We start from the raw sequence: 25,090 nt of genomic DNA on the forward strand, positions 1-25,090 counted from the left end.
TGGGAGAGTAGCACGGCGCCGGGAATTTTTTTACCCGCTCTCGCGTTTCGCACACACGAGCGCGGGTCTTTTTTTTGTATATACACTATGCCTGATCCTCTCCCAAAGCTGTTCCGCGGTATTTGGGGGAGAAGAAAATCAATTTCTCTCCCGTCGACAAGGTGAAACAGTTGCCCGCTGATTTTTTCCATTACTGATTTGCAATCAAAGTTTCCTAGGCTATCTTACTTTTATCGGCAGAATATGATGCCATATTGCATCATATTGACTGCTAATTTATGAATCTGGAGAAACTGTCTCCTGTTTTTTTATGAAAAATAGAACCATTATTCTCGCACATGGCAAAATGAAGTTATTTTATAAATCAATTAAAATAGCACAATATTTATTGATTGTTATATCAATGGGGTTATTGTGTTCTTGCATATCGGATGTTTCTCAAGATCCACAGTATAATTACGGCTTCATATATAATCATGTCTATAAAACAATTGATGAAATTTTACTGCATAAAGATCCAAGTAGTAAAAACCTTTATTTTTTGGAACAAATGGGTGATGTTGCCAAAGAATATAGGTATAATTATTTATCTACGAAAGGTAAAATGGTGATTTTGCCTAAGGGCACTTTATTTAGGGTTGAACAATTAATACGAGATATAAATCCTGAACAGAGTACTCTTTTTGTTAAAGTCAGAATATTAAATGGTCATTTTAAAAATATTCAAGCCACATGTTTTTTGCAAGTAGACAAATATACAAACCCAATAGAGCGCGATAAGAGTTATAAAGAATTACGGTTGATTGCAAAAATTCCAGATCCTGCTGTTGTAATTGATTTGGGAGAAATGCCGGAATATAAAGATGAAAAATCAATCCCGGAGCCGGAACCAATCACATACACACCGTAACCATAAATACGTGTACGACGGTTACAAACTGGTCGAACGACACGCTGCTGGTAGCTTCACGTGGCGCCGAAATCTGTCGGCGGTCTGGATGTGCCGGTAAGTATGACCTACGCGGGTGTCATGCGTGGGAATAAATGGTTCTGTTTTTCAGTAGAAAACAGGTGACACTTTTCTCCATGTTAATAAATTGACAGTCAATACGATGCAACATAACAGTGTGGAAACTCCTCCTCAGTAGTGTCCGATGTTTTGCACACATTTGTTTCTGAGCGATTACAGATGACAAACGTGAGTTGGCGCAGCCGAAGCAACCGACCGACCAGAGAGCTCCGGAGGAGCAGGTCGGTTGCGTAGGCGGAGCCTCCCGCCTTTTTACCTTATACCACCTTCGTAAAGTTTGCAAATATTCATGTACTGCCGAGTGCCCCATTTTGTTGTAGAAATATGCCTGAGTCTGGCGCCGACCAGCATCATAGCCGAGTACCCATCCGGAAAGCTGCCGACAACCCGGGTTCGGCGACGAATCTCTTTCATGATGCGCTTGAGACCGTTATTTGTCCGCAACCGGTTCCAGTGCTCATACGGGAAGTCCATATAAGACAACGTCACCTCCACGCTGGTTTCTACAAAACTTGCGATCCGTTCCAGTTTCATGGCTCTTAATTTTTCGGCCACCAGAGCGGCTTTCTGCCGGGCAGCCGCTTTATCTTCTTGAGCATGAATCGCTTTGAGCATCGCCACCACCTCGCGAAGATGTTTCCACTTCTCCCGCTTTCGTCAGGAGTTTGCGTTTGTAGCTTCCGGCCCGCGTATCCTGCCGATCCGGGCTGCGCTGATACCTCGAAGCCTGGCAGATCGCGTCGGCTTCCGCATTCAAAAGCGCATTCAGCGTGTCCTCGACGGACTGTCGGACAAGTCCGTCGAGATGCGTCCGAATCTCTTTTTCATCGATTTTAATCGCTCCGGAGATTGCCTTTTCGTTTTCTTGCGCTACATTTTCCATGGCCTGTTTCCCTTTCGATTGATTGTTGTGTGATACTGTAATCAATCAGAAAACAGGCCCTTTTTCAAGTGCCCTCTCTCAAAATGTGCGCAATTTTCCGGACGTTATCCGTATGACATTCAGCTCAGCAACGAGAAGTATTATCAAACGATTTTCTTTCTGCTGTTCCTGATGCTCGGCGTTTACATCGAGGCGGAATCCCGTACGAACGACGGTCGGATCGATGCCGTTGCCATGTGCGGCGAGTGGATCTACCTCTTCGAATTCAAAATCAACCGGAACGCGGAGTGCGCCCTCGATCAGATTTCAAGTACCCTCTCTCAAAATGTGCGCAATTTTCCGGACGTTATCTCCTGGATCGTCAAACCGCTATCCCAATATTCCGTTAACTGCTATTCCCAATACTCACGTGAACCACGTTTCATTTAGGCGCCTCATCAATATATTCTTATGAGGGCTAATCCAAATCATACCTGATGAAAGGAAGTATCACTCTGTGCGGTTACTTTTAAAATTATAGTAAATAATTCTTTGCCAGTTTGAGATTATTTTTTTATTCTTGGTTAGAGCAACCTGAGCGTCTTCTTGATCAAGTAAAAATGCCGGCACTTTTTCAGCTTTCATGAAGTTAATCACGCCTAAATAATATAGTACAACTTTTGCACTTAAATCATTATCTCTGATATGAAATGGATCAATATCAAAGTAAAATTTGTTTCCATTATAAAAAAGTACAAAACCATCTGCTTCAGGGGTCAGCCCCATCCAAGTAATCCATAATGTGAATATTGGTCTTGGCTGGAAAACACAGCTAACAATGATTGGCGTTTGATAATCTTTTTTTTGCGTTGCTCTATTAAGGTAATTGGTTATTGCATTATAATTTATTTTGTATAATCCCGTAGTATTTTTGAAATATGCTATTTGTTTAATTGACTCTTGGTAGCGTTGGTCAAAATTATTGTTTGTACAGCCACATCCAAAGATTATCCAACCAAGGAGAACAAACACCATTCTATTCATCATCAAAGTTTTCATAAGGTGCGCCTCTCTCTCCAATTGGACAAACTTTTATTAAAAGATTGGTTTAAAGCCCCTTGGTTTACTATATCCCGCAATTAGCTGATTGCAAGTTCCGAAATAGACTTCATCCGGCATCCGATATTGGAGTGCCGAATGAATCCGCCTGGAGTTGTAAAAGTTCACATAATGCTACCACCCCGAAGCGAAGCTGCGGCAAACTGATGTAATCAGCCCGTCTATGCTGATCAGAATGCCATGATCCCGAAGTTCCGCCATAAACTCCGAGCTGGTGAATTGGTTCCCTTGATCCGAATTAAAAATCTCCGGTTTCCCATAGGAATCCACAGCCATTCTTAATGTTTCGACACAATGAAAAGCGTCCATTGTATTCACTACATTATAAGCCAACTCCTTGCGGATGAACCAGTCGACGATTCCTATCACAAATGCCCGTTTGAATCGGAGCGGAACCAATCACCCGCTTTGAAATGTCTATTTCATCGCAATTCGTGCGCAGCACCCAACCATGCGCGGTATGAAACGAGATCGGCAGTTTCCCATCACGCGCCAACTCCTGAACCGCACGACGGTAATTCGTCTTGCTTGCCGCTTCAACAACCAGCTTTTCCAATTCATTGGTTTTTGTCTGATAACGCCCCAGGTGAATGAATCGCTTGACAAAACGGCAAGTCGATGCTAATTTTACTCTGTGTTTGCGTTTCCTTTATGTTGGATTTTGAGCAAACTCAAAATAAGGGGCAGATGCACCTCTGTCAAACAACACGTCCCATCACGAAATTTGGACATTATCGACTCGTTATGGAATGGATTTTTCTTGAAAAACTTGACGCTCTAAATGTATTTGTCAACGAATTTGTTTGGCATGATGCATTTATCAAAGATATAAAAATATTTTTACCTGTATATGTAGATGAGGATGGAGTAACTGGCGAAGGGACACGGTCATCCATTGCTTTGATTGTTTCAGACGGAAATGGGGAGGCATGGGAGTTTTTATTTATGAATGTAAGTGAGCATAATTTAAATGCTCAAAGCTACCTTGATGATTCTTTTGCCGAGATGAATTCCCTGCAGAACGAAATCACATGGCATTGGGGAGGAGAATATATTAAAGCGGAAAAAGTCTGTTATCGTAAACGCTCATCCGAGGTTTTAGCTTATAAGAGCATATATTCATATCCAAACTTATATTCAGAAGACGGAAGCATTGATTTGAAGGGAAGCATCTGACTGATATCGCAAAGAGGTTTCTGAAGATGATTTGATATCATTCAAAAGTCGTAATAAGGAGAAATCCATGTTGAGTTTCATGAAAAAACATCGTGCATTATCGATTTTCATCGGGGTCCTTGTCGTTCTGCTTCTTGTATTGCCGGTGGTTTCCCTGATCGGTCGATACTTCCTTCTGCAAACCTCTGCTTACCGGCTCTATCTGCTGGAGCAGGGGGAATCTTCCGATGAGGAGGTTGTAACCTGGTTTCGCGATGCCGCCGCAATCCCGGAACCGGATTCCGGAGATGTTCTTCTGCTGTCCCGTCTTATGGCGGAGCTGGACAACCGGGGGATTGAACTCGGAAAAGAGGAGCTGCTGGCATTGCGGAATCATCCGGCGCAAGTCATCCGTTATCAGGCGACTCTTCAACTGGGCTCCCGGCTCGATCCCCGGAATGTCGCGTTGCTGATTCAGGCATTGGATACCCCCTTTGTCAAATCGCATCACAACGTCATGCTTCTGTTGCGGGCCACGACCAGGATGGAGTTGCCGGATGATCCGCCACTCTGGAAAGAGTGGTACAAAAATCTCCCGGAGACTTCAGAATTCAAACAGAATCAGTATTGAAAATTCGGCCTTCTCCAGGGCGCCCATCAGGCGAAGCGGTAGAGTTCCGCACTCACTCGGAATCGTTCCCCGGACGTTGATCGTCAGTTTCCGCCGTTATTTCAGCACCAGAATTCCGATGACGATGAAAACCGATCCGACGATTTTGCGAATGTCAAGTTTTTCCCGCAGAAACAGCCAGGTCGCAAGCATGATGAAGACATAACTCAGAGAGGAAAACGCATTCATCCTGCTCAATGTCGTTCCGTTTGCCGCCAGAGCCAGGTACAGCGGCGATTGCATCATGCAGAGCAGTCCGAAAATAAAACGGCGACTCCGAAACTTCTGCCAGAAGCTGCAGTTGCTTTGGGCCGACGCCTTGATCAGCAACAGACCGGCCGCATTGAAAAACGCCATTGCAATTAAAAACAGATCAGCCATTTTTCTTCTCCGTCTCCGGTTGGTTGAGGCGATGAGATGACGTTGTGATGATCAGCACCCCGAGGCAGATCGAGGCCAGACCCCCCATCTGCAACCAGGAGAAGCGCTCCCCCCAGAACAGAATTCCCACCAGATAAGTCAGAAAAAAATTCAGTTCCATAATCGGATAGATGAATGACAACTGGTACTTTTTCCCCACAATCATCCACAGAATCAGCCGGAACAAATAGGTACTGCCCCAGATTCCGACGTAAACCAGCAGAAGCAGGAGCTTCGAAAACTCCATCTGCACCGGAAAACGCCCCGCTACAACCTTGGCCATGACGACGCTCAGAAGATTGCAAGCCATCAGGGCGCCGACCGCGGCTGCGGATTTCGCCGTATCGCTGATCATCGCTCAATTCCGTTCATGCAGCTCCCGGCGCATTGCCGATACCTGGTCGCAGACCAGACCGAAGAGAAAAACCTGCACCGTAGTGATCATCAGCATTTGTGAGGTCATGCTCAATTTCAGTCTTTCATAAAACCAGATGTCCCAGGCCAGACTCAGGAGCGAAAGGACGAAAAAGATTCCGGTGAGATGCAGAAACACCTTCAGCGGATCATACAGCATCGTCAGGCGCAGCATGAGCATGAGCGTATCCGTGCCGTGGCGAAGCTGCCGGACCGAACTCTTGCCGATGCGCGGTTTCACGATGATCGGCACATACTTGATTCGCCGCCCCGTCTTGAGCATCGTAAAGCTGCTCGTGGTCGAAAAACTGAATTTGTCGGAGGCCAGGTGCATGTATTGTGTAATCACCTTACGGCGGAAAATCCGCAATCCGGAGTTGAAATCCGGCAGTTTTTCTCCCGCAAGCCAGTTCGCGAAGTGGCGCAGGATGAATTTCCCCGGCCGGCGGCTGAGTGGCGCGGCACTGCCTTCTCCGCGGATTCCCACAACCATGTCATAATCATCCGCCGCCTCCATCACTTTACGGATGTCTTCGATGCGGTGTTGTCCATCGGCATCGCACATGAGGACATATTCCGTTTCCGCTGCGCGAATTCCGGTCTTCAGAGCGGCTCCGTAGCCGCGGTTCTGCTGATGGTGGATGGCTGTGATTCCCGGCGTGGAGTCGATGATCGCTCCCGTATCATCGGAGGAGCCGTCATCCACGATGATGATCCGGCAGCCGGGGAAATTCTCCCTCAGAGACTCCGCCACCTGGCGGATCGCTCCGGATTCGTTATATGCCGGGACAATGATCGTGACATCTGCTTCTTGTGGCATTGCAATTCCCCGATACGTTAAAGATTTTCATAATACCATTCTGTGGCGGCCTTGAGGCCCTGCCTGACGTTGAATTTCGGGGCGTAGCCGAGCAGCTTTGCGGCCTTGTCGATGCAGGCCAGGCTGTGAGGAATGTCTCCCGCCCGGTTCGGTCCGTAGATCGGCTCGATGCCGCTGATCCCGGGATCGAACTTGCTTAAATTTTCCCGCAGACAGATGAACAGTTCATTTAAGGTCGTGCGCTCTCCGAACGCGATGTTGTAGACCTGGTTGACCGCCTCCGGATTTTCCGTCAGCAGAGCCAGTTCGTTGGCCTGTATGACGTTGTCCACATAGGTGAAGTCGCGGCTGTAGGAGCCGTCCCCGTTGATGACGGGACTTTCGTGCTTCATCAGACTCATGACGAATTTCGGAATCACCGCCGCGTATGCACCGAACGGATCCTGACGGCGGCCGAATACGTTGAAATAGCGCAGCCCGATCGTTTCAATCCCGTACAGCCTGCTGAAATTTTCGGCGAAAAGCTCATCCACATATTTCGTGATGGCATAAGGACTCAGCGGTTTGCCGATTTCGTTTTCGACTTTCGGCAATGTCTTGCTGTCTCCGTAGGTCGAGCTGCTCGCTGCGTAGACGAATCGTTTGACTTTCGCCTCCTGCGCGGCGAACAGCATATTGACGAAACCGCCGATGTTGATCTCCGTCGAGGTCATCGGATCCTTGATCGAGCGCGGCACACTGCCGATCGCGGCTTCATGAAGCACGTAATCCACGCCCTCGACCGCTTCCCGGCATTTGGCCATGTCGCGGATATCGCCGACGATCAACCGGAAACGCCGGTTGCCGATGAACGGTGCGATGTTTTCCGGTTTCCCGGTCAGAAAATTGTCGAGAACGATTACTTCATTCTCCTGGGCCAAAAACCTTTCCACCAGATTTGAGCCGATGAAACCGGCACCGCCGGTAATAAGTATTTTGTGTTTTTCCACTTTCTGCATGATGAGGTGCCAAATTATCTGGAGTGATGAATTTCAATGATCCGTCCGCCCCTGGACGGTAGATTCCGGATGCCGTCTGCCGTAAACATGATGCTACAATCTTCCGCTTACGAGTTCTCTGGGCAGAAACCCCTTGATGTCATAGACAACCGCTTCGCTCTTTTTGTACCGGGCAACATCCAGAGTTGCGAATTCCCGGTGAGACACGGCCAGCACCACTGCGTCGTATGGATCCGACAGCTGCGATAGGTCGCGGAACGATGTCAACCCGTACTCCTTCGCAATTTCCGCCGGATCCGCCCAGGGATCATAGATGTCCACCTGACAGCCGAACTCCTCAAGGCCGCGAACCGTATCGACCGCATGGCTGTTGCGGATATCCGGACAATTTTCCTTGAACGTGATTCCGAGCTGCAGAATTCTTGCTCCGAGGACCTTGTGTCCCTTCCGGATCATCAGTTTCACGATTTCCGCGGCGATATACCGCCCCATGCCGTCATTGATGCGACGCCCGGCAAGAATCACTTCCGGAAGATAGCCGAGCGCCTGAGCCTTGTGCGTAAGGTAGTAGGGGTCAACCCCGATACAGTGCCCCCCGACCAGACCGGGTTTGAACTTGAGGAAATTCCATTTGGTCCCTGCCGCTTCGAGAACTTCACCGGTGTCGATGTTCATCAGATGGAAAATCTTGGCGAGTTCATTGACAAATGCGATGTTCAGGTCGCGCTGGCTGTTTTCAATCACCTTCGCAGCTTCTGCGACTTTCAGGGAGGACGCCCGGTGTGTCCCGTTGGTCAGGATGGTGTTGTACAGGGCGTCTACGACATCGGCCGCACCGGGGGTCGAGCCGGAGGTGATTTTCAAAATCCGGGTCAGAGTGTGTTCCTTGTCGCCGGGATTGATCCGTTCGGGACTGTATCCGCAGAAGAAGTCCCGGTTGAACTTCAGCCCGCTGAATTTTTCGAGAACGGGGACACACTCTTCTTCCGTGCAACCCGGATACACTGTACTCTCATAGATCACGATGACGCCGGGTTTCATGATTTTCCCCACTGTTTCGCTGGCTTTGTACAGTGGAGTCAGATCGGGCCGGTTGTATTTGTCCACGGGAGTCGGAACCGTGACGATGAATATGTCGCGATCCCGCAGATCATCCATCTCTCCGGAATATCGCAGAAAACGCGTTGTTTGAAGTTCTTCCGACGATGTCTCAAGAGTTGTGTCGACACCGCGGCGCAGGGAGTCCAGCCGTTCTTTCTTGATGTCGAAGCCGACCGTGTCGAATTTTTTCCCGAATTCGACCGCAAGCGGCAGACCGACGTAGCCAAGGCCGATCACGGCGAGTTTGAGTTCTCTGTTTTTAATTTTGGACAGCATTCATTCATGTTCCTTCTGTCACAATGCCTTCGTCCGGTAAAAACGGCCGGCGCCGATTGTTGAAAACGGGGCTTGCGCTGTGTTGAAAACCGCCGACGTTTCTCTTTTTCAGAGAATTCCTGCAATCCAGATAAAATAGCATCATTCACCGACTTTTCAACTTCCACCCCTGCTTCCGGTCCGGAAATCCGGCGAAAAAACTCTTTCGCTCATGCTGTCGCAGTCGAAGATCGCTCCGGGTAGTTTTTGCGAATGGCGGGAGGAGGGCGGGGGAAGAAGTTTTCTGAAGCCGGAGTGAAAATTTTTTTTCAGGAATTTTCCATGAATATTTTATTTCCCAAATATTCAAAAAATATTCCATTCATGCTATTGCACCTGTGGGAAAAGTCACTATAGTTAAAGATAAAAGAATGAGGAATTCAGATGAGAACGGCAATGGTATCGAATCCTGGCAGAATGAAATCCGATGTGACGATGAACGACATCGCCGAATATGCGAACGTATCCCAGACAACGGTTTCGCGGGTGATCAACAATCATCCGGGGATCAACTCCGCGACCCGGCAGCTTGTGCTGGATGCGATGCAGAAGTTGAACTATCGCAATTGCGTCCACACCAGGGTTGCGATTGCGCTTTGTCCTCTTCCGGAGCAGAATGATCCGCTGGCGCTGGACTGTTTCAGTTCGATTGTTGCGGGGATTCAGGAGAGTTTCAATCCGCAGGAGTTTGATTTGTCGCTGCAGGTTCTGCCTTTCGGCGCGGAGGAATTGCCGAAACCGGAAAATCCTCAGGGGGTAATTCTGCTTGCCTATCCGGGAGAACAGCTCCGCAGCCATCTGCGTGAACGGAAAATTCCCTATGTGATCGCATCGACGGACTGTTACACTCAGACGGAGGATCTTGTTGCTGTTGACGGGTTCAATGCCGGAGTGGCCGGGGCGTCGTGGCTGCTTTCCTCGGGTCGTACGCGTTTTGGTTTTCTGTTGACGGAATATGATTTGCCGCGTTATGCCGGATTTCAGATGGAGTTGATGCGTCGGGGAGTGCAGATCCGGCCGGAGGATCTCCGGCTGGTTCGTGATTCCGAGTACTCCTCTTTCATGGAGGAGGCCTATCAGTGGCTTGCGCAGGGTGATTTGCCGGAGGTGCTGGTCATCAGTTACATCGATATTTCGATTGTGATAAGAAAAATGCTGATGATGAACCATATTCGAGTTCCGGAAGATGTGCTGATCTTTTCATTTTCCCATCGTCCGAGGAAGAATTCGGAAATCTTCTATGCGAGTTTCGATCCCCGTTTGCTTGGGCGGCGTGCCGCATTGCGACTGATCGAAAAGTTCCGTTCTCCGGACGATTCGCCGATTCAGATCATGATCCCGATGCTGCCGGATGAAAACGAACGGAAGGCAAGAACCCTTAACACCCTATCATAAGGAGTTATGCAATGAACCGACACTTTTTCACACTTATCGAGCTTCTTGTTGTAATTGCGATCATCGCAATTCTTGCCGCGATGCTGCTGCCGGCATTGCAGAAGGCGAGAGAGAGCGCCCGGGCATCGACCTGCATGTCGAATCAGAAACAGATTGCGCTGGCCGCGGTTCAGTATACCGGTGACAACAATGATTTCCTGCCGATGACCGGGGGCGCAGGGGGAACCCTGGGAAATTATGCCTGCTATCTCCTGAAAGGGCGGTATTTGCCAAGTACCGGAACGTTTGGTTCTGACTGGTGGTTGTTTGAGAATGCGCCGATGGGGATTGGCTTCAAACAGAAAAATGCGGGTGACTCCAGTGACGTATTCAGTTGTGCCGGAATTTCTCCTGATGATCTTGATCCCACTGTCGGGTTTTACCTGAACGGCTTCGGTACCCCGAGCGGAGTTATGGGCAACACGGCCGGAATTCGGATCAATCTGATCAAACAGCCGACTGTGGTTGTCCTGACCTATGACGGTACCAATTTTGCAAATGGTTCCAATGAGAAATTCTGGGCTCCGGTCTGGCATGGGTTCTGGAATTATGATTATATGGTTGTCCAAATCGCATTCCGTCACTCTTCAAGGAGCAACGTTTCCCGGGTGGATGGTCATGTTGACCGGATTCAGCGGAATCCGGATGACGTGACGGAAGTCTCTTTCGCACGTGGCAGCGCGTTCGCTTACAAGTAATTCGGGTAGCAGGAGGTTTTCATCATGAAATTTCTGATTGTTCTTGTGGCGCTGTTTATTCTTGTCCCGGGGCTAGAGGCTGCTGATGGGCCACTCTCCTCAGTGAAAGGTGTGATTTACCGTTATCTTGATGCCGATGGGGAGCCCGTTCCCGGCAGTAAGTGGAACGATCCGGAGAATACGTATCTGACCGACGGCGCGGTCGATACCAAGCAGGTTGCCCAGACCGTCTTTCGTGAGCGGCAGGAAAAAGTTATGCGTGTCCGCTTTGAATTTCCGTTTCCGGTTACGGTGACACGGGCGCAGCTCGGCTGGATGTGGGGATTTAACGATGAGCACTGGTTCGATACGGCGGAGTTTTTTTCCGGAAATTCCGCAGAGGCTATGACGCCGATTTGCGTGTTTTCGAATCCCGGAGACCGGAAAGAGAACTGTGCGGTTTTTGAAATTCCGTTTCCCCAGCCGGTGTCGGCACGTCTCTTTGAGATCGTCATCTCCCAGAAGGCCGCGCCGAAGCGGTTTATGTTTGCCATATCGGAAGTTTCGCTTCTGGGGCCGGATTCGCAGTTGGGGCGTCTGCAGTTGGCGGGGAACCGGGAGAGCGGCGAACTTGTGTTTGTCCGTCAACTGCCGGCAAATGTGTACGATTCAGCTTCTCCGGTTGAGCCGGAGATTTTCATCGGAATGAGACCGGGTGAAACCGGCGTACTTGGTTACGCCGTATATGACTATTTCGGCAATCGCGTCGATGACGGCAGATTTTCTTCGCTCAGACAGGAGGAGATTTCATTGCCGCTCGGGAAGATGGAGCCGGGGTATTACACGATCGAAGCGGAAGCGGAGCTGACCGGTTCGGACGGTGCCGTGCGACGTTCCCGGGGATCGACGGCTCTGGTTGTTCAACCATTTCGGCTTCGGAGTGCGCAAGAGGCGAGGGAGGCCGATGCCAGGTTCGGGATTCAGCTCGGGTTCGGGACTCCGGAACTCTCTGACGCATTAACTCGGCTCGGTCTGCCGTTCCGCCGCGGACTGCTCTGTTTCGGCCCGCTGGCCGGAACGAAGGAGAAACCGGACTGGAGCCGTGAGGATCGTTTTTTGAAAGAGTATTTCATCGATCAGCCGAACATCGGCTGCTATGAAGTCAAAACCTATCCATCTTATTGTACGGATGATACTTCCAATCCGAACTGGTCGATCCGGAAACCGACCCGACGTGAGGAGTACATGGCGTTCATCCGTGAACAGGTTCGCCGCGTCCCCGCCGGGCAGAATCTCTTCGAGGTCTGGAATGAGCCATGGGACCACATCAACGCGAAGGAGTTTGCCGAGCTGGCACAATGGACCGTGCAGGCGATCAAGAGCGTTCGTCCCGATGCACAGGTCGGGCCGAATCTCGGGCCGATGGGGCATCTTGCGGGTGTCTGCAGGGCAGGCGGCATGAAAGATATGGATTTTCTTTCGATTCACCCTTACAGTCCGGATTTTACATCGACCCCGGAGAGTGCCGAGTTGCGGCAGCGGATTCGCAATTACCGCAAACTGTTGCGCGAGGAGCTCGGGCGGGAGTTGCCGCTTTATGTCACGGAGATCGGCTGGCCGACGCCGAAGTCCGGGCCGTGCGTGAACAGCGAGAAACAGCAGGCCGCCTACATGGCGCGCGCTTCCCTCATCATGCTCGCCGAGGATGTCAGGGGAATCATGCCTTACTGCCTCGGCCAATCGGAGAAGAATCCGGCCGACAAGGAACATTTTTTCGGTTTCTTCCGCAGCGACAACACCCCGAAGCCGGTGGTCGCCGCCTATGCGACGGTCGCGCGCCTCTTCGAAGGATGCCGGTTCCTCGGCGACCTGAAGCTTGGAACCGACATCGGCGCGATGCTGTTCCAACGTCCCGACGGCGTGCGGATTGCGGCGCTGTATACCGACGGCATCTCCGCGAAGATTCTCTTCCGCCCCGATGCGGAATCCGTGAGGCTGACCGACATCACCGGGCGCGAGCGGAAAATCGAGGTGCGGAACGGTAAACTGCCGCTCACGCTGACCGATGATCCGATCTATCTTACCGGAGTCGGTCCTGCTCTTGAAAAGCTGCTCTCCCCGACGGGTGGCGACTGGAGCCGCATCCGGAAACGCATGGAACGCAACTGCCGGTATGCTGAAACATTCGAAACCGCGTTTGCCGGGGAAACTCCACAATGGAAATTTTCTCTGCCGGGCGTTCCGGAGAGCGAATTCTCCGTTCGCTGGGATGCGGCCTGGAATCGGGAGTATCTGTTTTTGCATTTCGACATCACCGACATTCAGCCCGGATTCAACCCCGCATCGGGCGCGGGCATCTGGCGAGGGGATGCGATCGAACTCTTCATCGGTGCGGAACCGGATCGGATCGTGCCGGGATTTTTGAAGGAGGCCGACCATCAGCTGCTTCTGACTCCGTTCGGTGACGGCGGAAAAAAGGAAATCGCCGTCTATGGCGTCTGCGGCCGGGAGGAGTTACGGGAAAAAAACGTTCCCGGTGTGAAAACCGTCTATACACGCGGCGAAAAGGGATGGAAGGCGCGACTCGCGATTCCGTTCGCAGCGCTCGGACTGCCGGAAGGGCCGGGGGAGACGATCGCGCTTGAAGTCGCTGTCGACGATCTGGGGAAAAATTATCCGCGGCGACAGGGAAACTCGAACTCCTACGCAGACAACAGCGGGAATCCGGCCATCTGGTCACTGTTGCATTTGCGCCGTTGAAGGCATCTGCGCAAGAGCGGTGTTTCCCGCTTGACAAATCCATTTTTCGGCGGTAGTGTAAGATTGAGTTGAGCTGAGCCGAGGGAGGGATTTGTCATGAGGCGTATGGTATGGGTTCTGATGTTGTGTCTGGCCGCTGCGGTCGTTGCTCCGGCCGAGGAGGCGCTGTCGCTGCCGGAGCTTCCGGAACGTGTCGCCGAAACCAGTTCGGAGAAGAAAAATCCCGCTCCGGAAAAAGAACGGGAGGAGGATACCGAACTCGACCGGATCCTCTCCGGCGAACAGGCTCTTCCCGTTTTGAACGAGGAGCGGATCGCCGCAAAAGTCGATCGCCGCTTCACTGAGGCGGAAAACTGGTTTGTCCGCGAAAAGGATGCGCTTTTCACTCTGCTCATCGCTTCCGGTATCGCGATTCTTGCGGGCGCCGCGCTCGCATTCGGACTCCGGTGGCTCGTCGCGCGCAGCGACGCCGAATGCCGCAGAATGCGCTGGCAGTTCATCGCGGCGCTTTCCGGACCGGTGATTCTTATGGTCGTTTCCGGGGTCATCTTCCTCTTTCTGCTGCCGGTGCTCCACTCGCTGCCGGAACTTTATCCGCTCGACGCACGGCTCTTCTTCACGTGGATCACGCTGCTCGCGGCCCGGGCCGGGTTCCAGCTCATTACGCTGCTCGACGTCAAGATGCGCGCATTTGCAAAGCGCCCCGACAACAGTCTCGATTCGCTCATGGTCGACATCACGCGGAAGCTCCTGAAGATCGTCCTCGCGGTCGTGACCGTTCTCTTCATCGGGCAGAGCATCTTTCAACTGAACATCACAACTTTGCTGGCAGGCGCCGGCGTGGTCGGACTGGCCGTCGCATTCGCCTCGCGCGAGACGCTGTCGAATTTCTTCGGCACGCTCGTCATCATTCTCGACCGTCCGTTCCGGATCGGCGACCGTGTGCAGATCGGCGACGTGAACGGCCTCGTGCAGTCGGTCGGTATGCGCAGCACCCGCGTGATCACCGCGAACGAAAGTGTTTTTTCCATCCCGAACAGCCGCATCGCCGAACAGCCGATCGAAAACATCAGCAACCGCGGCGTAATCCGCTACACGCTGGTTCTGGGACTCGATTACGCAACCTCCGCCGAACAGCTCCAACAGGCGATGACGATTCTGCGCGAGATCACGACCGATTTCAAGGGAAAAGATCAGCCGCAGTATTTCCCCCGGATCTTCTTCGAGGAGTTCGGCGCTTCCGCGTTGAACATCCGGGTCATCATGTGGCTCAAGACCACGAGCTTCGATCGGGAGGAGCAGCTGCGGACCGAGGTGAATCTGACGATTCTGCAACGATTCAACGAGGCGGGACTTTCGCTCGCATTCAACACTGTGACGAACAATCTCACCGGCTCGGTCCAGCTTTTGCCGCCGCCTGTTCCTGCGAGTCCGCAGTCGTAATCAGGGGGAGGGGCGCTCACTGGTTTTCGAGCCAGCTTTCGAGGTCGCCGAACACCTCCTGCAGGTCGCTGTACCGTGCGGCGGCGTAACGGTCGAGCGGCGTCGGCTGGGCGTTTACGATCACGATTTTTCCGCCGCCGTAGTGGGTCGCCAGCGGCAGCGAAGCGGCGGGCTGTACGGTCAGGCTGCTGCCGAGCACGAGCAGCAGATCCGCTTTCCCCATCTCCTTGAACGCCTGATTGAGCAGCGACTCGTCAAGATTTTCGCCGTAAAAGACGATGTCCGGCTTGATCACGCCGCCGCAGGAACAGCGCGGCAGCTCATCGGCGAGCACTTTCGGCGCGATTTCTTTGTAGGAGAACTCCTTCCGGCAGCGCAAACAGTGGTGATGAGCGGGACTTCCGTGCAGTTCATAGACGTTTCTGCTGCCCGCTTTCTGATGCAGCAGATCGATGTTCTGCGTGTAGACGCTCGAAAGCATGCCGCGCGCTTCGAGTTTCGCGAGAACCCGGTGGACGGCCGCGGGATGGAAATCGTCGAGCCGGTAGATGAACTCCTTTGCCCATTGGTAAAAGAGGGAGGGATCTTCATAAAAGCACTCCAGTGAAAGAATTTCCTCCACCTGCCGGCCGTGCCACGGCTGAAGATAGACGCCGTTTTTTCCACGGAAATCACGGATTCCCGAGAGCGTCGAGATTCCCGCTCCCGTGAATGCGATGGTGTTGCGGGACTCCCGCAGAAATTGTTTGAGATCATCGTGCATGGTGAACAACTCCCTGTCTGTGAGCTGGTTATTGTGTGTCGCTCTGACTGTCGATTTCATTTTGGTGCGTCGCGAGTACCCGGAGTCGGTTCAAGAGTCCCCGCCCGGGTTTCATCGGGACGGCGCTCTGCTGCGGCGGGGCTCCGTCGGCAGGGAGGTGGTTGACCATGTGCCGCGCAAGCAGATAGCCGATGCCGCCGGCAAGCACGTCGGCCGCAAGCCGTGCCGCGAAGAGCGCAACGAGCGAATGCAAATAGAGCGCGAGCAGTGAGAGCGGAATCATCAATCCGATGATCCGCAGCGCATTCAGCCAGGCCGCCACGGCCGGTCGTCCGCAGCCGGTGAAGAAAAATCCCGAGTAACGGTGGATTTCAATCATGCCGAACCCCCACGGAATGATGTACATGCAAAGTGTCATGATCTGCTGGACATCCTGATCCGGCGAGAAGAACCGCACGAGCACCGGCGCCGCGAAAAAGTAGATCACCGCCATCCCCAGCAGGAACAGAAATGCAAACCGCATGGCAAATCTGCGACAGGCCCGGATCCGGTCGTAGAGTCTTGCTCCGTAGTTCTGACCGACCATCGAGAGCAGCGGGATGCCCAGCGCCATCGGGAAGATGAAGGCGACCATTTCAAGCCGCCCGGCCGCCGCTGTCGCCGCGACGGCCGTGTCTCCGAATGCCGCCGTGATCCGCGTGATGATCGTCGACCCGATCGGCATCATGAGCATGCCGAGCGAGGCCGGAATCGCGAACCGGATGACCAGTTTCCAGGAACCTTTGAGCTGACGCCACGGAATCCGTTCGAACCGGAGCAGTCCGTGCCGCTTGTAAAGCACATAAAGCACCACCAGTGTCGCCACGAGCTGTGAGCCGATGGTCGCGAGAGCCGCGCCGCGGATTCCCATCGCCGGAACAGGGCCGAATCCGAAGATGAAGATCGGGTCGAAAATGACGTTGATGAACATTCCGATAATCATCATGCCGCTTGCGACCTTCGAGTCGCCCGCCGCGATCAGCAGGTCGTTCCCCGTCATCGAGAGTGACGCGGTCGCGCAGCCGAAATACCAGATGTTCATGTACCCCTTGACCAGTTCCAGTGTCTCGCCAGTCGCGCCGAACTGTTCGAACGTCCATTCCGATGTGGCCATTCCCAGCAGCGCCAGCACGATCGAAACGAGGAAGATCAGCAGGATTCCGGAGGAGACGAGCCGCGTCGCCTTGCTTTTGCGCCCGCTCCCGAGCGCCTGTGCGGCAGTGGTCATCACGCCGGAGGCGAGCCCGCGGAAAAGACAGCCGATCAGCATGATGACCGGAAACGTGAACCCCATCGCCGCCAGCGGCGACTTGCCGAGCTGTCCGACGAAGTAGGTGTCGGCGATGTTGTAGCCGGACATGGCGAGTGTTCCGGCCAGCATCGCGCATCCGGTTTTGAGCATGGTTCCCTGAATGGAACCGCGGGTGTAAACGGCATCGTCCTTTTTCAGCATGATTTGGTTTCTTTCGGTTCGAGGAGGCGGCGGAGAAAATCTCCCACGGTCTCCAGTGCTTCGAGTTCCGCTGAAGTGGCGGAGCGGAACAGTTCGGCAACGTGCTCCTTGAAGTTCGCATCGATTTCCGCGAGATTTCTGCGGAATTCCGGCTCCACCGTGATGAGCACGCTGCGGCGGTTCTGCGGATTGACCTCTCGGCGCAGAATCCCCGCCCGCACGAGTTTCGCCACAAAAGCCGAGGCCGCCGGGGCGGACAGCCCGGTATGGCGCATGACATCATGGAGCGAACAAGGTTCGTTCCGCAGAATGGCGCTCAAATGATTCAGCATACGGGGCCCGAACTGTGCGAGCGGATCGTCGGCGTTGCGCTGCTCCCAATATTCGATCACGCATTTCCGCCGCAGATCCTCGACCAGCCCGTGCATCCGATAAAACGAGGTCAAATCCATATTCATTTCCAAAATGGAACATTTTTGTTTTGGAATTATAATATAACCCAAATGGAAGGAAATGCAATGGCGTCTCGAACTTTTCGGGATGGATTTCGGAGAAAAAGGGCGAGGCGGAGCTTCCGGACCATTGTCAGCCGGAAGGGTGGCAGTGGGCGCGGAACGCCCGCGGTGAACAGCCGTATTTCCCGCGAAACGCCGTGGAAAAATAGTAAGGGGAGGTGTAACCGCACCGCCAGCTGATTTCCTTGAGAGGGAGATCGGTGGCTGTGACCATGGATTTGGCGATTTCCAGCCGGAGATCGATCAGCCAGGCCATCGGATGTTTTCCCAGATGACGATGGAACAGACGAACCAGGGTAGACTGGCTCACTCCCGCATTGTATGCGATCTGGGCAAGTGAGATTTTGTGCTGGAACGAACCGTTCATGAAGTCCAACGCGGCAAGCAGCGGCGCGGGAAAGACGCTGCGTTTGGAGTGGAAACATTCCGCCAGCCGAAAGAGAAGCTCATACACATTTCCTGCAATGCGCGATTCGGAATCGTGTTCTTTGCAGCAGAGCTGTTTGAGCAGGGAGTCGATGCGCGACTCGAACTCCGCCGGGTTCTCCGGTTTCAAATGGCGCATCCCCACCAGTTTCAGCGATTCGACGATGGAGTCCAGCAGGCTGCCCGTGAGACAGAGGACTTTTTTCCGGTAAAATCGTCCCTCATCGGTCCGGATGATCGTATCCGCATTGTGATGAACCAGATAGATTTCTCCCGGGAAAACCTTCTCCGCGCAGTGATCATCCTCGTAGACGACCGCCCCGGCGGTTACCAGCTCGATGGCAAGGTCGGGGTTGTGGTTGTGCTGAAAATAGCTCGACCCGTTGCGTTCCACCTCGAAGCCGCTTCTCAGAAAAAGACTCCGGGCGGACATTGCGGAAGTCGGCCAGGTGTGAAACTGCATTTTCATGCTCTGATAGTAACCCGGACTGTACAGATCTCCGTGCTGGTTTTGCAACAGATTCGGCATGTTGAATCCTTTTGACTGTTTTTTGAATCTTTTATGACTCGGGTATGGTTCTCTTTTTGTAGAAAATAGCATATAATAGAAAAAAGACAAGCGTGAATTTTAGATTGATCTACGGAGCCCGGGAGGAGCTTCGGGGAAAACGGCACGTGATCCGGCGAGCCGCTTCCCGGGTGGGAAACGGCAGAAAAACAATACAGAGAGGAAAGAGAAAGGGATTTAGAGGAGTGTGAAAATGGAAAATACGATGCTGCTTTATCGTCTTCCTTACGGGAAATTTCTGCACACGGAGTGGGAAACGCTGGAATTCATGCGGGACGCGGGAATCGATCTGATCGAAATCTCCCCGATGAACACCGCCAATTCGCTGGGGGAGCCTTATTCCGATTATCCGCTGATCTGGCAGCGGGAACGCCTTTATGATTTTGATCTTCTTGATCGTCAGTTTGAAGAAGTTCTCTCGCACCATCCTTCCGCGCGGTTCATCACGACCGTCGATTTAAATTCTCCACTCTGGCTCACGCGGGAACTTTCGATGGATTCCTTTTACAATCTGAGCGACTGTTTTTACCACAAACGGTGGATGGAGCTGACGATGAGCTATCTGGATGCGTTTCTCAACCACTGTGAAACCCGCTGGGGTGACCGTGTGGAAGGGTATGTGGTTGCCTGCGGACGCACATTGGAATGGATTGAACATGCGAATGAAAAACTGACGACTCAGAAAGTTCTCCACTTTCAGCAGTGGTGTGAGAAATATGAGCCCCGTCAGTATCTTCCGCCTCTGATTTATCCGGGTGTTCCCCATCGGTACGATGCGGTCTACGATCCGGATACGGAGGCGAATTTCCCGGCGTGGCTCCGGTATGTCAATGCATCGACGGCGGATCTGGCGATCGAATTCATCACCGCAACCCGCGCCCGGATCCGGAAGGAGGCCCGGATCGGCATCTTCTATTCACACATCCGCAACAGCGGAATTTACGGACAGCTCGACTGCGAACGGGTGCTCGACACTGCTCCGCCGGATTTCGTGATCGGTGCGGCCTGCAACCGGCCGTTCGCCATCGGCGGCAATTCCGGTTACATCGGCGTGACGGAGATGCTGCGCCGCAGAAAGATCAATTTCCTGTTCGAATGCGACCGCATCACCAGCGACGCCAATCTGAAGCTTACGGATTACTTCACTCTTTCCGGTGGAATCTGGAACGGCTGGAAAAATCCGCGGGAGGATGTCGCCGGACTCAAGCGGGAACTCGGCATGTGCATGGTCAACCGGCTCTCATTCTGGTTTTTCAATATCTGGGGCGGAATGTATCGGGCTGAGGAGACCCGCGCCATGATCCGCCGTGCCGTCGAGGTGTGGAAGGAGTACGCCGCCCGTTCCTCCGGTTCCGCCGCCCAGATTCTGCTCGTGATCGATCCGGAGAGCAATTATCAGCTGCACAGTGAGGCGCAGATGTGCCGTTTCGGCGAGCTGGAAAACCGCATCTCCGCGGCCGGACTGCCGGCGGATACGGCGACCTGGGAGGATTTGAAACACGTGGATCTCTCCCGTTACCGGCTGGTGATCTTCCAGAATCTGGTTGTGATGGACGATGCGAAGGAGGCCTTGCTCCGGGAGAAACTCTGCTGCGATGGAAGAACGGTGGTCTTTCTCCATCAGGCGGGGATCATCCGCAATGGGGCGTATGCGCCGGAGAATGTCGAGCGTTTCACCGGATTCCCGGAAGAGCTTCCCGGCATTCACATTCGGGAGCAGGAGAACTGGACGGAGGTCTACGCCCCCGAGGCGAACGATCTGACGGAAGCGGAGATTCGCCGGTTGGCCGAACGGGCCGGAGTGCACATCTACGTGCAGGATGCGGCGTTTCATGCGTCCGCCGAGCTGCTGTCGATTCACTGCGGGACCGGGGGTGTCCGGGAGATTCGGCTTCCGTTCCGGGCGAAACGGGTCGTTGAGATCTTCGACGACCGGGTCGTCGCGCAGGATACGGACTCTTTCACAGATTCATTCGACGCCCCGGGGACGAACCTCTATTTCCTGGAAAGAGATTGAGTGTCCGGTTTTCCGGAGGGAGACTCCTCAGCCGCTTTTTCGGAAACGGACGGGGTGGTTTCCCACGGAATCAGTGCCGCGCGCAGCGAAAAGAGTACGCGCAGCAGAATGATTGCCAGAAGCGCGGCGTAGAGATAGGGGTGTCCGAAGAGCAGCAGCAGCGGCAGAAGGATGCAGAGTACTCCGGCTTGCCGGTTTTTCCGGATCAGAAAACGGATTCCGCAGAGAACGAGAGCGGCCGGAATCAGATAGAGCCACGGCCCGAGCACCCGCGGCAGTTCGAACGGAAGAAACGCGACGCCGGAATCGACCGGAAGCACGAACAGCGTCGCCGCGCAGACGAGGAGAAGTGTGAGAACGAGTTCCTTCCTGGACATCGTTTCCCAGCATTCGAGCGCGGCGAATGCCGCGAGCATGGCGGGGAATGCGCCGAAGACGAAGCGGCGCGCGTCGCAGAAAGTATGGCTGTATCCGAAGAAGAACCAGATGACCGGTACGCTCCAGAGTGCGAAGGTGCTGCGCAGTTTCGCGTTGCGCAGCAGCAGCATGCCGGTGATGCCGAGCGTCCATGCCGCGTGGTTCGCTCCCGCGAGGAAGCGGATGTTGCGCCCTTCGAGGAACGTGCGGAGCGTGAAGCCGTTGACCGGCCGCAGCCCGTCCGCGAGATCGGGGTAGTGCAGCACGTAGCCGAAGGTCATCGGGTTGCCGAACTGGTGGAAGTTGATCCAGAGCTGGATGCCGAATGCCGCGAAGAATCCGGCCGCTGCGATCGGCACGAGGAGTCCGAGCTGTTTCGGGTGGCGCAGCGCGTCGGGAAACTTCCCTGCGGCGATCCAGGCGAGCAGCGGCGCGAAGAAGATATTGTTGATCCGCAGCAGACAGCTGAAGCCGAAGAGAAATCCGAGCAGCAGCACGAAACGCCGTTTCGGCGGCATGTGCAGCGCGAGCGCGATAGAGCCGAGGACGGCGCAGAGACTCGGCGTGTCGCTCATGGCGTTGAATCCCGCGTTGATGAGTGTTCCATAGAAGAACCATGGACTGTTGCCGGGCATGGTGAACAGCGATTGGAACACCCCCTGATTCCAGAGTTCGACGTGAAAGTGGAAGAACGGCCATACGGCCCATGCGAGCATCGGGAGAGCGGCCTTGAGATTCGACAACCCGAGACGGCGCAGAATGAGGAATCCGAGCACGAGCGCGCCGGGAGCGAGCACGTATCCCGAGAAGTATGAGAAGGGAATCGCGATGTCGTAGTAACACTCCGCTCCCGTTGCGAAGAGGAACGGCAGGTAGAGAAGCCCTGTTCCGATCGTGAAACGCCATGGTCCGGAGAACTCTCCGTCCGCCATTCCGGCGGCGGTTTCGAAGTAGCCGTTTTCGTCTGCCGCCGCCGCAAATACGTTCTGCCAGTTGAGCAGAGTGTCGGAGAGCAGAAGCAGCCTGACGAGCACGATGAGTGCGATGAAAATGAGCGCCTCCTGCCGGGAGCTGAGCGGCGGCTTGTCCGGGAGCGGTTTCCGCCGCCGCAGATAACCGATCAGCAGAAGTCCGATCGCCGCCGCGCATGTGACCGTCAGGAGCATACGCACGGTCGGCTGCGGGAGAATCTGGACGGTTTCGCGTTTTCCGTCGATTCCTTTTTCGCTCACGAGTTCCGGCGAGAGAAAACCGCCCCCGGGCAGGGTGTAGAACGTGTTGGCCGTGGCGAGCGGGTGCTGCGCCGAGAATCCGGTGAACGGCTCCCCCTGAAATTCCACGGGGCCGGGCGGCTGGATGCGCAGAACTTTCGCATTCTGGTCGGGACGGTCGAAAACCGGAACCGGGTCTGTAAGCAGAAGCGTCCCGGCGGAGCAGGCCGCCGTCGCCGTGAGCAGCAGGAGTGTCAGAAAAAGTGTGCGCATCGATTCTCCGTCCGGTTTTCCCTTAAGATACACCGGGGAGGGCATTTTTGCCAGTGCTCCGGCTGAAAAGCCGTGTTTTTTCGCCGGAACGGCCGGGAACATGTTTTGCACTTCCGGATTTGAAAAAAACGTTCCGATGTGCTATTTCTAAATAGGCCGGGTATTTTTCATGCCGCAATTGATAGATCCATCATCCAGAACCGGGAGGCGAGCCATGTCTGAAACGGTGATCGGCGTTTCGAGCGTCAATCCGCATTATTTCACGATCAACGGCGAAATTCGGCTGCTGATCAGTTCCGCCGAGCATTACGGCGCTCTGATCAATCGCGCATTCGATTTTCGGCGCTATTTCCGTGAGCTCGAAAAGAACGGCTTCAACCAGACCCGGTTGTTCGGTGGAAGCTACTTCGAGCGGTCCAGCGATTTCCATTTCGACTCGAATCCGCTTGCGCCGGAGGCCGGGCAGCTTGTGCCGCTCTTTGCTGGGCCGGAGAGGGAACGGCTGCATCCCGAATATGTCGCGCGGCTGCGCGATATTCTTTCCACTGCCGATTCGGCGGGCGTCGTCGTCGAGTTCACGCTGTTCTGCGTCTTTTACAACGAGAACAACTACCGCGATTCCCCGTTTTACGATCCGGCGGTCGATCGCCGGGAGTTTTTCAACGCTCTGACGCCGGAGAAGAAGCGTTATGTGCGCCTGGTCCTGGAACAGCTGAACGATTTCGACAACGTCATCATCGAACTCGTCAACGAACCGTACTGGATGGTCCGCGATCCGGCGCCGGTGCTCCGTTTCCAGCAGGAACTTGCGGAATTCGTCAAAACTCTCGCTCCCGGGAAACCCGTCGCGTGGAACGTCGACAACACCTTTTCCTGCGCGTTTGACGAGGTTCCGGCCGCGAATGTGCTGAATTTCCATTACATGCGCCCGGAGTGCGTGCCCGCCAACTGGCATAGAAGTCTGCCGATCGTCGATGACGAGACCGGATTCTGCGGCTCCGCGAACCGGCCCTACCGGCAGGAGGCGTGGCTCGCGCTGCTGGCGGGAGCGGCGGGGTACAGCAATCTGGATATGGCCTATACGGTCGAGACGCCGGACGGGGCGGAACACTGTTCCGCCGGGTGCACGCACGGCGGAGGGAAAGGTTTTCACCGGGAACTGGCGGCGCTCGCGCAGTTTCTGGGGAAATTCGACTTCTCCCGCGCGCGTCCGGCGTTCCACGTATTCCGGCCCGACTGCCGGGCGGCGGCGCTGGCGCTCGGGGGAAAACACTTTCTCGCGTATGCGGCGGAGACGGCGGGGAAAGAGCTCGCCGTTTCGCTGCCCGCCGGAACGTATACGCTGCGCTGGTACGACCCCGTGACGACGGAACTTCTGCGGGAGGAGCCGCACGTTTCCGAAGAGCTCTGGATGCGTCCGGTCACTCCGCCGACGCCGGAGGAGATGCTTCTGGAGATCCTCCCCCGCTGAGGCGTGCGGTTCAGAGGGAATCGGACTCTCCGGCGAGCGGGAGGAACTCCTCTTTTTCGGAGTCGTAATCGTAGAGTTCGCCCTCGTGCAGGTTGAAGTACCAGCCGTGGATCTTGAGATTTCCGGCCTCGACCCGTTCGCGGATCCACGGGAAAGTCATGAGGTTTTCCATGGAAAGCAGGATGGAACTCTCCTCGCAGGCGCGGAGCTGGAGCTCCTCCGGCCTGTCGCCGAGACGCTCTTTGACCCGGTGGCGGGCCGGTTCGGCGAGCGTGAGCCAGCGTGTGAGGAACTCCGACGGATGATTGTGCCACTCCTCGGACATGAGGGTGTGGATTCCGCCGCAGCCGGAGTGGCCGAGCACGATGATGTGCTTGACTTCGAGCACGCATACGGCATATTCGATCGCGGAGCTCACGCCATGGAACGTCGAGTCCGGATGATAGGGCGGCACGAGATTCGCGACATTGCGGATCACGAACATCTCCCCGGGATTGCTTCGGGTGACATGGGCGGGGTCGACGCGCGAGTCGCAGCAGGCGATCATGAGTGCGGCGGGCATCTGGCCGTGCCTGAGGCGCGAATAGAGCTCGGTGCTGTCGGAAAAATAGGTTTTGCGGAAATGGCGGAAGCCGTGAATCATTTTCTGGATGGCCGGATCCATCTGTTCTCCCCTTTCTGGTTGTTCGTGTTCCGGAATATCGCGGAACAATACACGC

The 25,090-nt window shown here is 54.3% G+C and carries 24 protein-coding genes and 1 pseudogene; 10 read left to right on the forward strand and 15 right to left on the reverse strand.

Going from position 1 to position 25,090, the window contains the following annotated elements:
• The first annotated feature begins 310 nt into the window (after positions 1 to 310).
• On the forward strand, positions 311 to 910 hold the full coding sequence (locus Q0K10_RS05355; protein WP_294504247.1) for a hypothetical protein: 600 nt from the start codon (positions 311 to 313) through the stop codon (positions 908 to 910).
• A gap of 372 nt (positions 911 to 1,282) precedes the next feature.
• Here Q0K10_RS05355 and Q0K10_RS05360 read toward each other — a convergent pair.
• Positions 1,283 to 1,663 (reverse strand): annotated as a pseudogene (locus Q0K10_RS05360) (transposase); the annotation flags it as partial.
• Positions 1,614 to 1,913, reverse strand: coding sequence for a transposase (locus tag Q0K10_RS05365; RefSeq protein WP_294504249.1), 300 nt, complete (start codon positions 1,911 to 1,913; stop codon positions 1,614 to 1,616). The gene Q0K10_RS05365 and the pseudogene Q0K10_RS05360, both read right to left, overlap by 50 nt.
• A 117-nt stretch (positions 1,914 to 2,030) precedes the next feature.
• On the opposite strand from Q0K10_RS05365, the gene Q0K10_RS15585 reads away from it, so the two are divergent.
• Positions 2,031 to 2,342: a PD-(D/E)XK nuclease domain-containing protein gene (locus tag Q0K10_RS15585; protein ID WP_366942964.1), complete on the forward strand. Its 312-nt coding sequence runs from the start codon at positions 2,031 to 2,033 to the stop codon at positions 2,340 to 2,342.
• Positions 2,343 to 2,402: 60 nt separating this feature from the next.
• Here the strand turns inward: Q0K10_RS15585 and Q0K10_RS05370 are convergent, their stop codons facing one another.
• Positions 2,403 to 2,951 carry a hypothetical protein gene (locus Q0K10_RS05370; RefSeq protein ID WP_294504251.1) on the reverse strand — a complete coding sequence of 183 codons (549 nt, stop codon included), beginning with the start codon at positions 2,949 to 2,951 and terminating at the stop codon, positions 2,403 to 2,405.
• Positions 2,952 to 3,125: 174 nt separating this feature from the next.
• Entirely contained in the window at positions 3,126 to 3,410 is a 285-nt protein-coding gene (locus Q0K10_RS15590; RefSeq protein ID WP_366942958.1) for a DDE-type integrase/transposase/recombinase, read from the reverse strand.
• 252 nt (positions 3,411 to 3,662) lie between these two features.
• Here Q0K10_RS15590 and Q0K10_RS05375 point away from each other — a divergent pair, with 252 nt between their 5' ends.
• Positions 3,663 to 4,187 (forward strand): hypothetical protein, encoded by a 525-nt coding sequence (locus tag Q0K10_RS05375; RefSeq protein ID WP_294504253.1) that lies wholly within the window; start codon positions 3,663 to 3,665, stop codon positions 4,185 to 4,187.
• A 67-nt stretch (positions 4,188 to 4,254) separates the two neighbouring features.
• Positions 4,255 to 4,797 carry a hypothetical protein gene (locus tag Q0K10_RS05380; RefSeq protein WP_294504255.1) on the forward strand — a complete coding sequence of 181 codons (543 nt, stop codon included), beginning with the start codon at positions 4,255 to 4,257 and terminating at the stop codon, positions 4,795 to 4,797.
• Between the two features lie 96 nt (positions 4,798 to 4,893).
• Here the strand turns inward: Q0K10_RS05380 and Q0K10_RS05385 are convergent, their stop codons facing one another.
• The 5 genes from Q0K10_RS05385 to Q0K10_RS05405 all read right to left on the reverse strand — a co-directional run bounded on the left by Q0K10_RS05385 (position 4,894) and on the right by Q0K10_RS05405 (position 8,865).
• Complete coding sequence (locus Q0K10_RS05385; protein ID WP_294504257.1) at positions 4,894 to 5,217, reverse strand: EamA family transporter; 324 nt, start codon at positions 5,215 to 5,217, stop codon at positions 4,894 to 4,896.
• Positions 5,210 to 5,611, reverse strand: coding sequence for a hypothetical protein (locus tag Q0K10_RS05390; RefSeq protein WP_294504259.1), 402 nt, complete (start codon positions 5,609 to 5,611; stop codon positions 5,210 to 5,212). The genes Q0K10_RS05385 and Q0K10_RS05390 overlap by 8 nt, the downstream gene beginning before the upstream one ends.
• Positions 5,612 to 5,614: 3 nt before the next feature.
• A complete protein-coding gene (locus Q0K10_RS05395) occupies positions 5,615 to 6,490 on the reverse strand; it encodes a glycosyltransferase family 2 protein (RefSeq protein WP_294504260.1) in 876 nt (291 codons plus the stop codon).
• 17 nt (positions 6,491 to 6,507) lie between these two features.
• The gene (locus Q0K10_RS05400) at positions 6,508 to 7,488 is read right to left on the reverse strand and encodes an SDR family oxidoreductase (RefSeq protein WP_294504262.1); all 981 of its coding nucleotides are present in this window, start codon (positions 7,486 to 7,488) and stop codon (positions 6,508 to 6,510) included.
• A 93-nt stretch (positions 7,489 to 7,581) separates the two neighbouring features.
• A complete protein-coding gene (locus tag Q0K10_RS05405) occupies positions 7,582 to 8,865 on the reverse strand; it encodes a nucleotide sugar dehydrogenase (protein WP_294504264.1) in 1,284 nt (427 codons plus the stop codon).
• A 423-nt stretch (positions 8,866 to 9,288) separates the two neighbouring features.
• Here Q0K10_RS05405 and Q0K10_RS05410 point away from each other — a divergent pair, with 423 nt between their 5' ends.
• From Q0K10_RS05410 to Q0K10_RS05425, 4 genes are all read left to right on the forward strand, one after another.
• On the forward strand, positions 9,289 to 10,299 hold the full coding sequence (locus tag Q0K10_RS05410) for a LacI family DNA-binding transcriptional regulator (RefSeq protein WP_294504267.1): 1,011 nt from the start codon (positions 9,289 to 9,291) through the stop codon (positions 10,297 to 10,299).
• An 11-nt stretch (positions 10,300 to 10,310) separates the two neighbouring features.
• Entirely contained in the window at positions 10,311 to 11,036 is a 726-nt protein-coding gene (locus tag Q0K10_RS05415) for a DUF1559 domain-containing protein (RefSeq protein ID WP_294504268.1), read from the forward strand.
• A gap of 24 nt (positions 11,037 to 11,060) precedes the next feature.
• On the forward strand, positions 11,061 to 13,775 hold the full coding sequence (locus Q0K10_RS05420; RefSeq protein WP_294504271.1) for a hypothetical protein: 2,715 nt from the start codon (positions 11,061 to 11,063) through the stop codon (positions 13,773 to 13,775).
• 96 nt (positions 13,776 to 13,871) lie between these two features.
• Positions 13,872 to 15,218, forward strand: a complete 1,347-nt coding sequence (locus Q0K10_RS05425; protein WP_294504274.1) for a mechanosensitive ion channel family protein — start codon at positions 13,872 to 13,874, stop codon at positions 15,216 to 15,218.
• A gap of 16 nt (positions 15,219 to 15,234) precedes the next feature.
• Here Q0K10_RS05425 and Q0K10_RS05430 read toward each other — a convergent pair whose 3' ends face one another.
• The 4 genes from Q0K10_RS05430 to Q0K10_RS05445 all read right to left on the reverse strand — a co-directional run bounded on the left by Q0K10_RS05430 (position 15,235) and on the right by Q0K10_RS05445 (position 18,943).
• Positions 15,235 to 15,981, reverse strand: coding sequence for an NAD-dependent protein deacylase (locus Q0K10_RS05430; protein WP_294504276.1), 747 nt, complete (start codon positions 15,979 to 15,981; stop codon positions 15,235 to 15,237).
• A gap of 28 nt (positions 15,982 to 16,009) precedes the next feature.
• A complete protein-coding gene (locus Q0K10_RS05435) occupies positions 16,010 to 17,473 on the reverse strand; it encodes an MATE family efflux transporter (RefSeq protein ID WP_294504279.1) in 1,464 nt (487 codons plus the stop codon).
• A complete protein-coding gene (locus tag Q0K10_RS05440) occupies positions 17,467 to 17,925 on the reverse strand; it encodes a MarR family transcriptional regulator (RefSeq protein WP_294504281.1) in 459 nt (152 codons plus the stop codon). Before Q0K10_RS05440 ends, Q0K10_RS05435 begins: the two co-directional genes overlap by 7 nt.
• A gap of 133 nt (positions 17,926 to 18,058) precedes the next feature.
• Positions 18,059 to 18,943 (reverse strand): helix-turn-helix transcriptional regulator, encoded by an 885-nt coding sequence (locus Q0K10_RS05445; protein ID WP_294504284.1) that lies wholly within the window; start codon positions 18,941 to 18,943, stop codon positions 18,059 to 18,061.
• Positions 18,944 to 19,175: 232 nt separating this feature from the next.
• On the opposite strand from Q0K10_RS05445, the gene Q0K10_RS05450 reads away from it, so the two are divergent.
• Complete coding sequence (locus Q0K10_RS05450; RefSeq protein ID WP_294504287.1) at positions 19,176 to 20,999, forward strand: hypothetical protein; 1,824 nt, start codon at positions 19,176 to 19,178, stop codon at positions 20,997 to 20,999.
• On the opposite strand, the gene Q0K10_RS05455 is transcribed toward Q0K10_RS05450, so the two are convergent.
• The gene (locus Q0K10_RS05455; RefSeq protein ID WP_294504289.1) at positions 20,978 to 22,900 is read right to left on the reverse strand and encodes a hypothetical protein; all 1,923 of its coding nucleotides are present in this window, start codon (positions 22,898 to 22,900) and stop codon (positions 20,978 to 20,980) included. The genes Q0K10_RS05450 and Q0K10_RS05455 overlap by 22 nt on opposite strands.
• Before the next feature lie 214 nt (positions 22,901 to 23,114).
• Between Q0K10_RS05455 and Q0K10_RS05460 the strand changes: the two genes are divergently transcribed.
• Complete coding sequence (locus Q0K10_RS05460; RefSeq protein WP_294504292.1) at positions 23,115 to 24,371, forward strand: hypothetical protein; 1,257 nt, start codon at positions 23,115 to 23,117, stop codon at positions 24,369 to 24,371.
• A gap of 10 nt (positions 24,372 to 24,381) precedes the next feature.
• Here Q0K10_RS05460 and Q0K10_RS05465 read toward each other — a convergent pair whose 3' ends face one another.
• Positions 24,382 to 25,035, reverse strand: a complete 654-nt coding sequence (locus Q0K10_RS05465; RefSeq protein ID WP_294504295.1) for a carbonic anhydrase — start codon at positions 25,033 to 25,035, stop codon at positions 24,382 to 24,384.
• Between the last annotated feature and the right edge of the window lie 55 nt (positions 25,036 to 25,090).

The organism is uncultured Victivallis sp. (assembly GCF_944391105.1).
GTDB lineage: Bacteria > Verrucomicrobiota > Lentisphaeria > Victivallales > Victivallaceae > Victivallis.

Coding starts and splice junctions, on each gene's coding strand:
- Q0K10_RS05455 (WP_294504289.1), bottom strand. CDS start 22,900: ATGCGCACACTTTTTCTGACACTCCTGCTGCTCACGGCGACGGCGGCC.
- Q0K10_RS05405 (WP_294504264.1), bottom strand. CDS start 8,865: ATGCTGTCCAAAATTAAAAACAGAGAACTCAAACTCGCCGTGATCGGC.
- Q0K10_RS05375 (WP_294504253.1), top strand. CDS start 3,663: ATGTTGGATTTTGAGCAAACTCAAAATAAGGGGCAGATGCACCTCTGT.
- Q0K10_RS05365 (WP_294504249.1), bottom strand. CDS start 1,913: ATGGAAAATGTAGCGCAAGAAAACGAAAAGGCAATCTCCGGAGCGATT.
- Q0K10_RS05380 (WP_294504255.1), top strand. CDS start 4,255: ATGTTGAGTTTCATGAAAAAACATCGTGCATTATCGATTTTCATCGGG.
- Q0K10_RS05415 (WP_294504268.1), top strand. CDS start 10,311: ATGAACCGACACTTTTTCACACTTATCGAGCTTCTTGTTGTAATTGCG.
- Q0K10_RS05395 (WP_294504260.1), bottom strand. CDS start 6,490: ATGCCACAAGAAGCAGATGTCACGATCATTGTCCCGGCATATAACGAA.
- Q0K10_RS05425 (WP_294504274.1), top strand. CDS start 13,872: ATGAGGCGTATGGTATGGGTTCTGATGTTGTGTCTGGCCGCTGCGGTC.
- Q0K10_RS05385 (WP_294504257.1), bottom strand. CDS start 5,217: ATGGCTGATCTGTTTTTAATTGCAATGGCGTTTTTCAATGCGGCCGGT.
- Q0K10_RS05435 (WP_294504279.1), bottom strand. CDS start 17,473: ATGCTGAAAAAGGACGATGCCGTTTACACCCGCGGTTCCATTCAGGGA.
- Q0K10_RS05440 (WP_294504281.1), bottom strand. CDS start 17,925: ATGGATTTGACCTCGTTTTATCGGATGCACGGGCTGGTCGAGGATCTG.
- Q0K10_RS05410 (WP_294504267.1), top strand. CDS start 9,289: ATGAGAACGGCAATGGTATCGAATCCTGGCAGAATGAAATCCGATGTG.
- Q0K10_RS05400 (WP_294504262.1), bottom strand. CDS start 7,488: ATGCAGAAAGTGGAAAAACACAAAATACTTATTACCGGCGGTGCCGGT.
- Q0K10_RS05355 (WP_294504247.1), top strand. CDS start 311: ATGAAAAATAGAACCATTATTCTCGCACATGGCAAAATGAAGTTATTT.
- Q0K10_RS05420 (WP_294504271.1), top strand. CDS start 11,061: ATGAAATTTCTGATTGTTCTTGTGGCGCTGTTTATTCTTGTCCCGGGG.
- Q0K10_RS05465 (WP_294504295.1), bottom strand. CDS start 25,035: ATGGATCCGGCCATCCAGAAAATGATTCACGGCTTCCGCCATTTCCGC.
- Q0K10_RS05390 (WP_294504259.1), bottom strand. CDS start 5,611: ATGATCAGCGATACGGCGAAATCCGCAGCCGCGGTCGGCGCCCTGATG.
- Q0K10_RS05450 (WP_294504287.1), top strand. CDS start 19,176: ATGGAAAATACGATGCTGCTTTATCGTCTTCCTTACGGGAAATTTCTG.
- Q0K10_RS05430 (WP_294504276.1), bottom strand. CDS start 15,981: ATGCACGATGATCTCAAACAATTTCTGCGGGAGTCCCGCAACACCATC.
- Q0K10_RS05445 (WP_294504284.1), bottom strand. CDS start 18,943: ATGCCGAATCTGTTGCAAAACCAGCACGGAGATCTGTACAGTCCGGGT.
- Q0K10_RS05370 (WP_294504251.1), bottom strand. CDS start 2,951: ATGAAAACTTTGATGATGAATAGAATGGTGTTTGTTCTCCTTGGTTGG.
- Q0K10_RS05460 (WP_294504292.1), top strand. CDS start 23,115: ATGTCTGAAACGGTGATCGGCGTTTCGAGCGTCAATCCGCATTATTTC.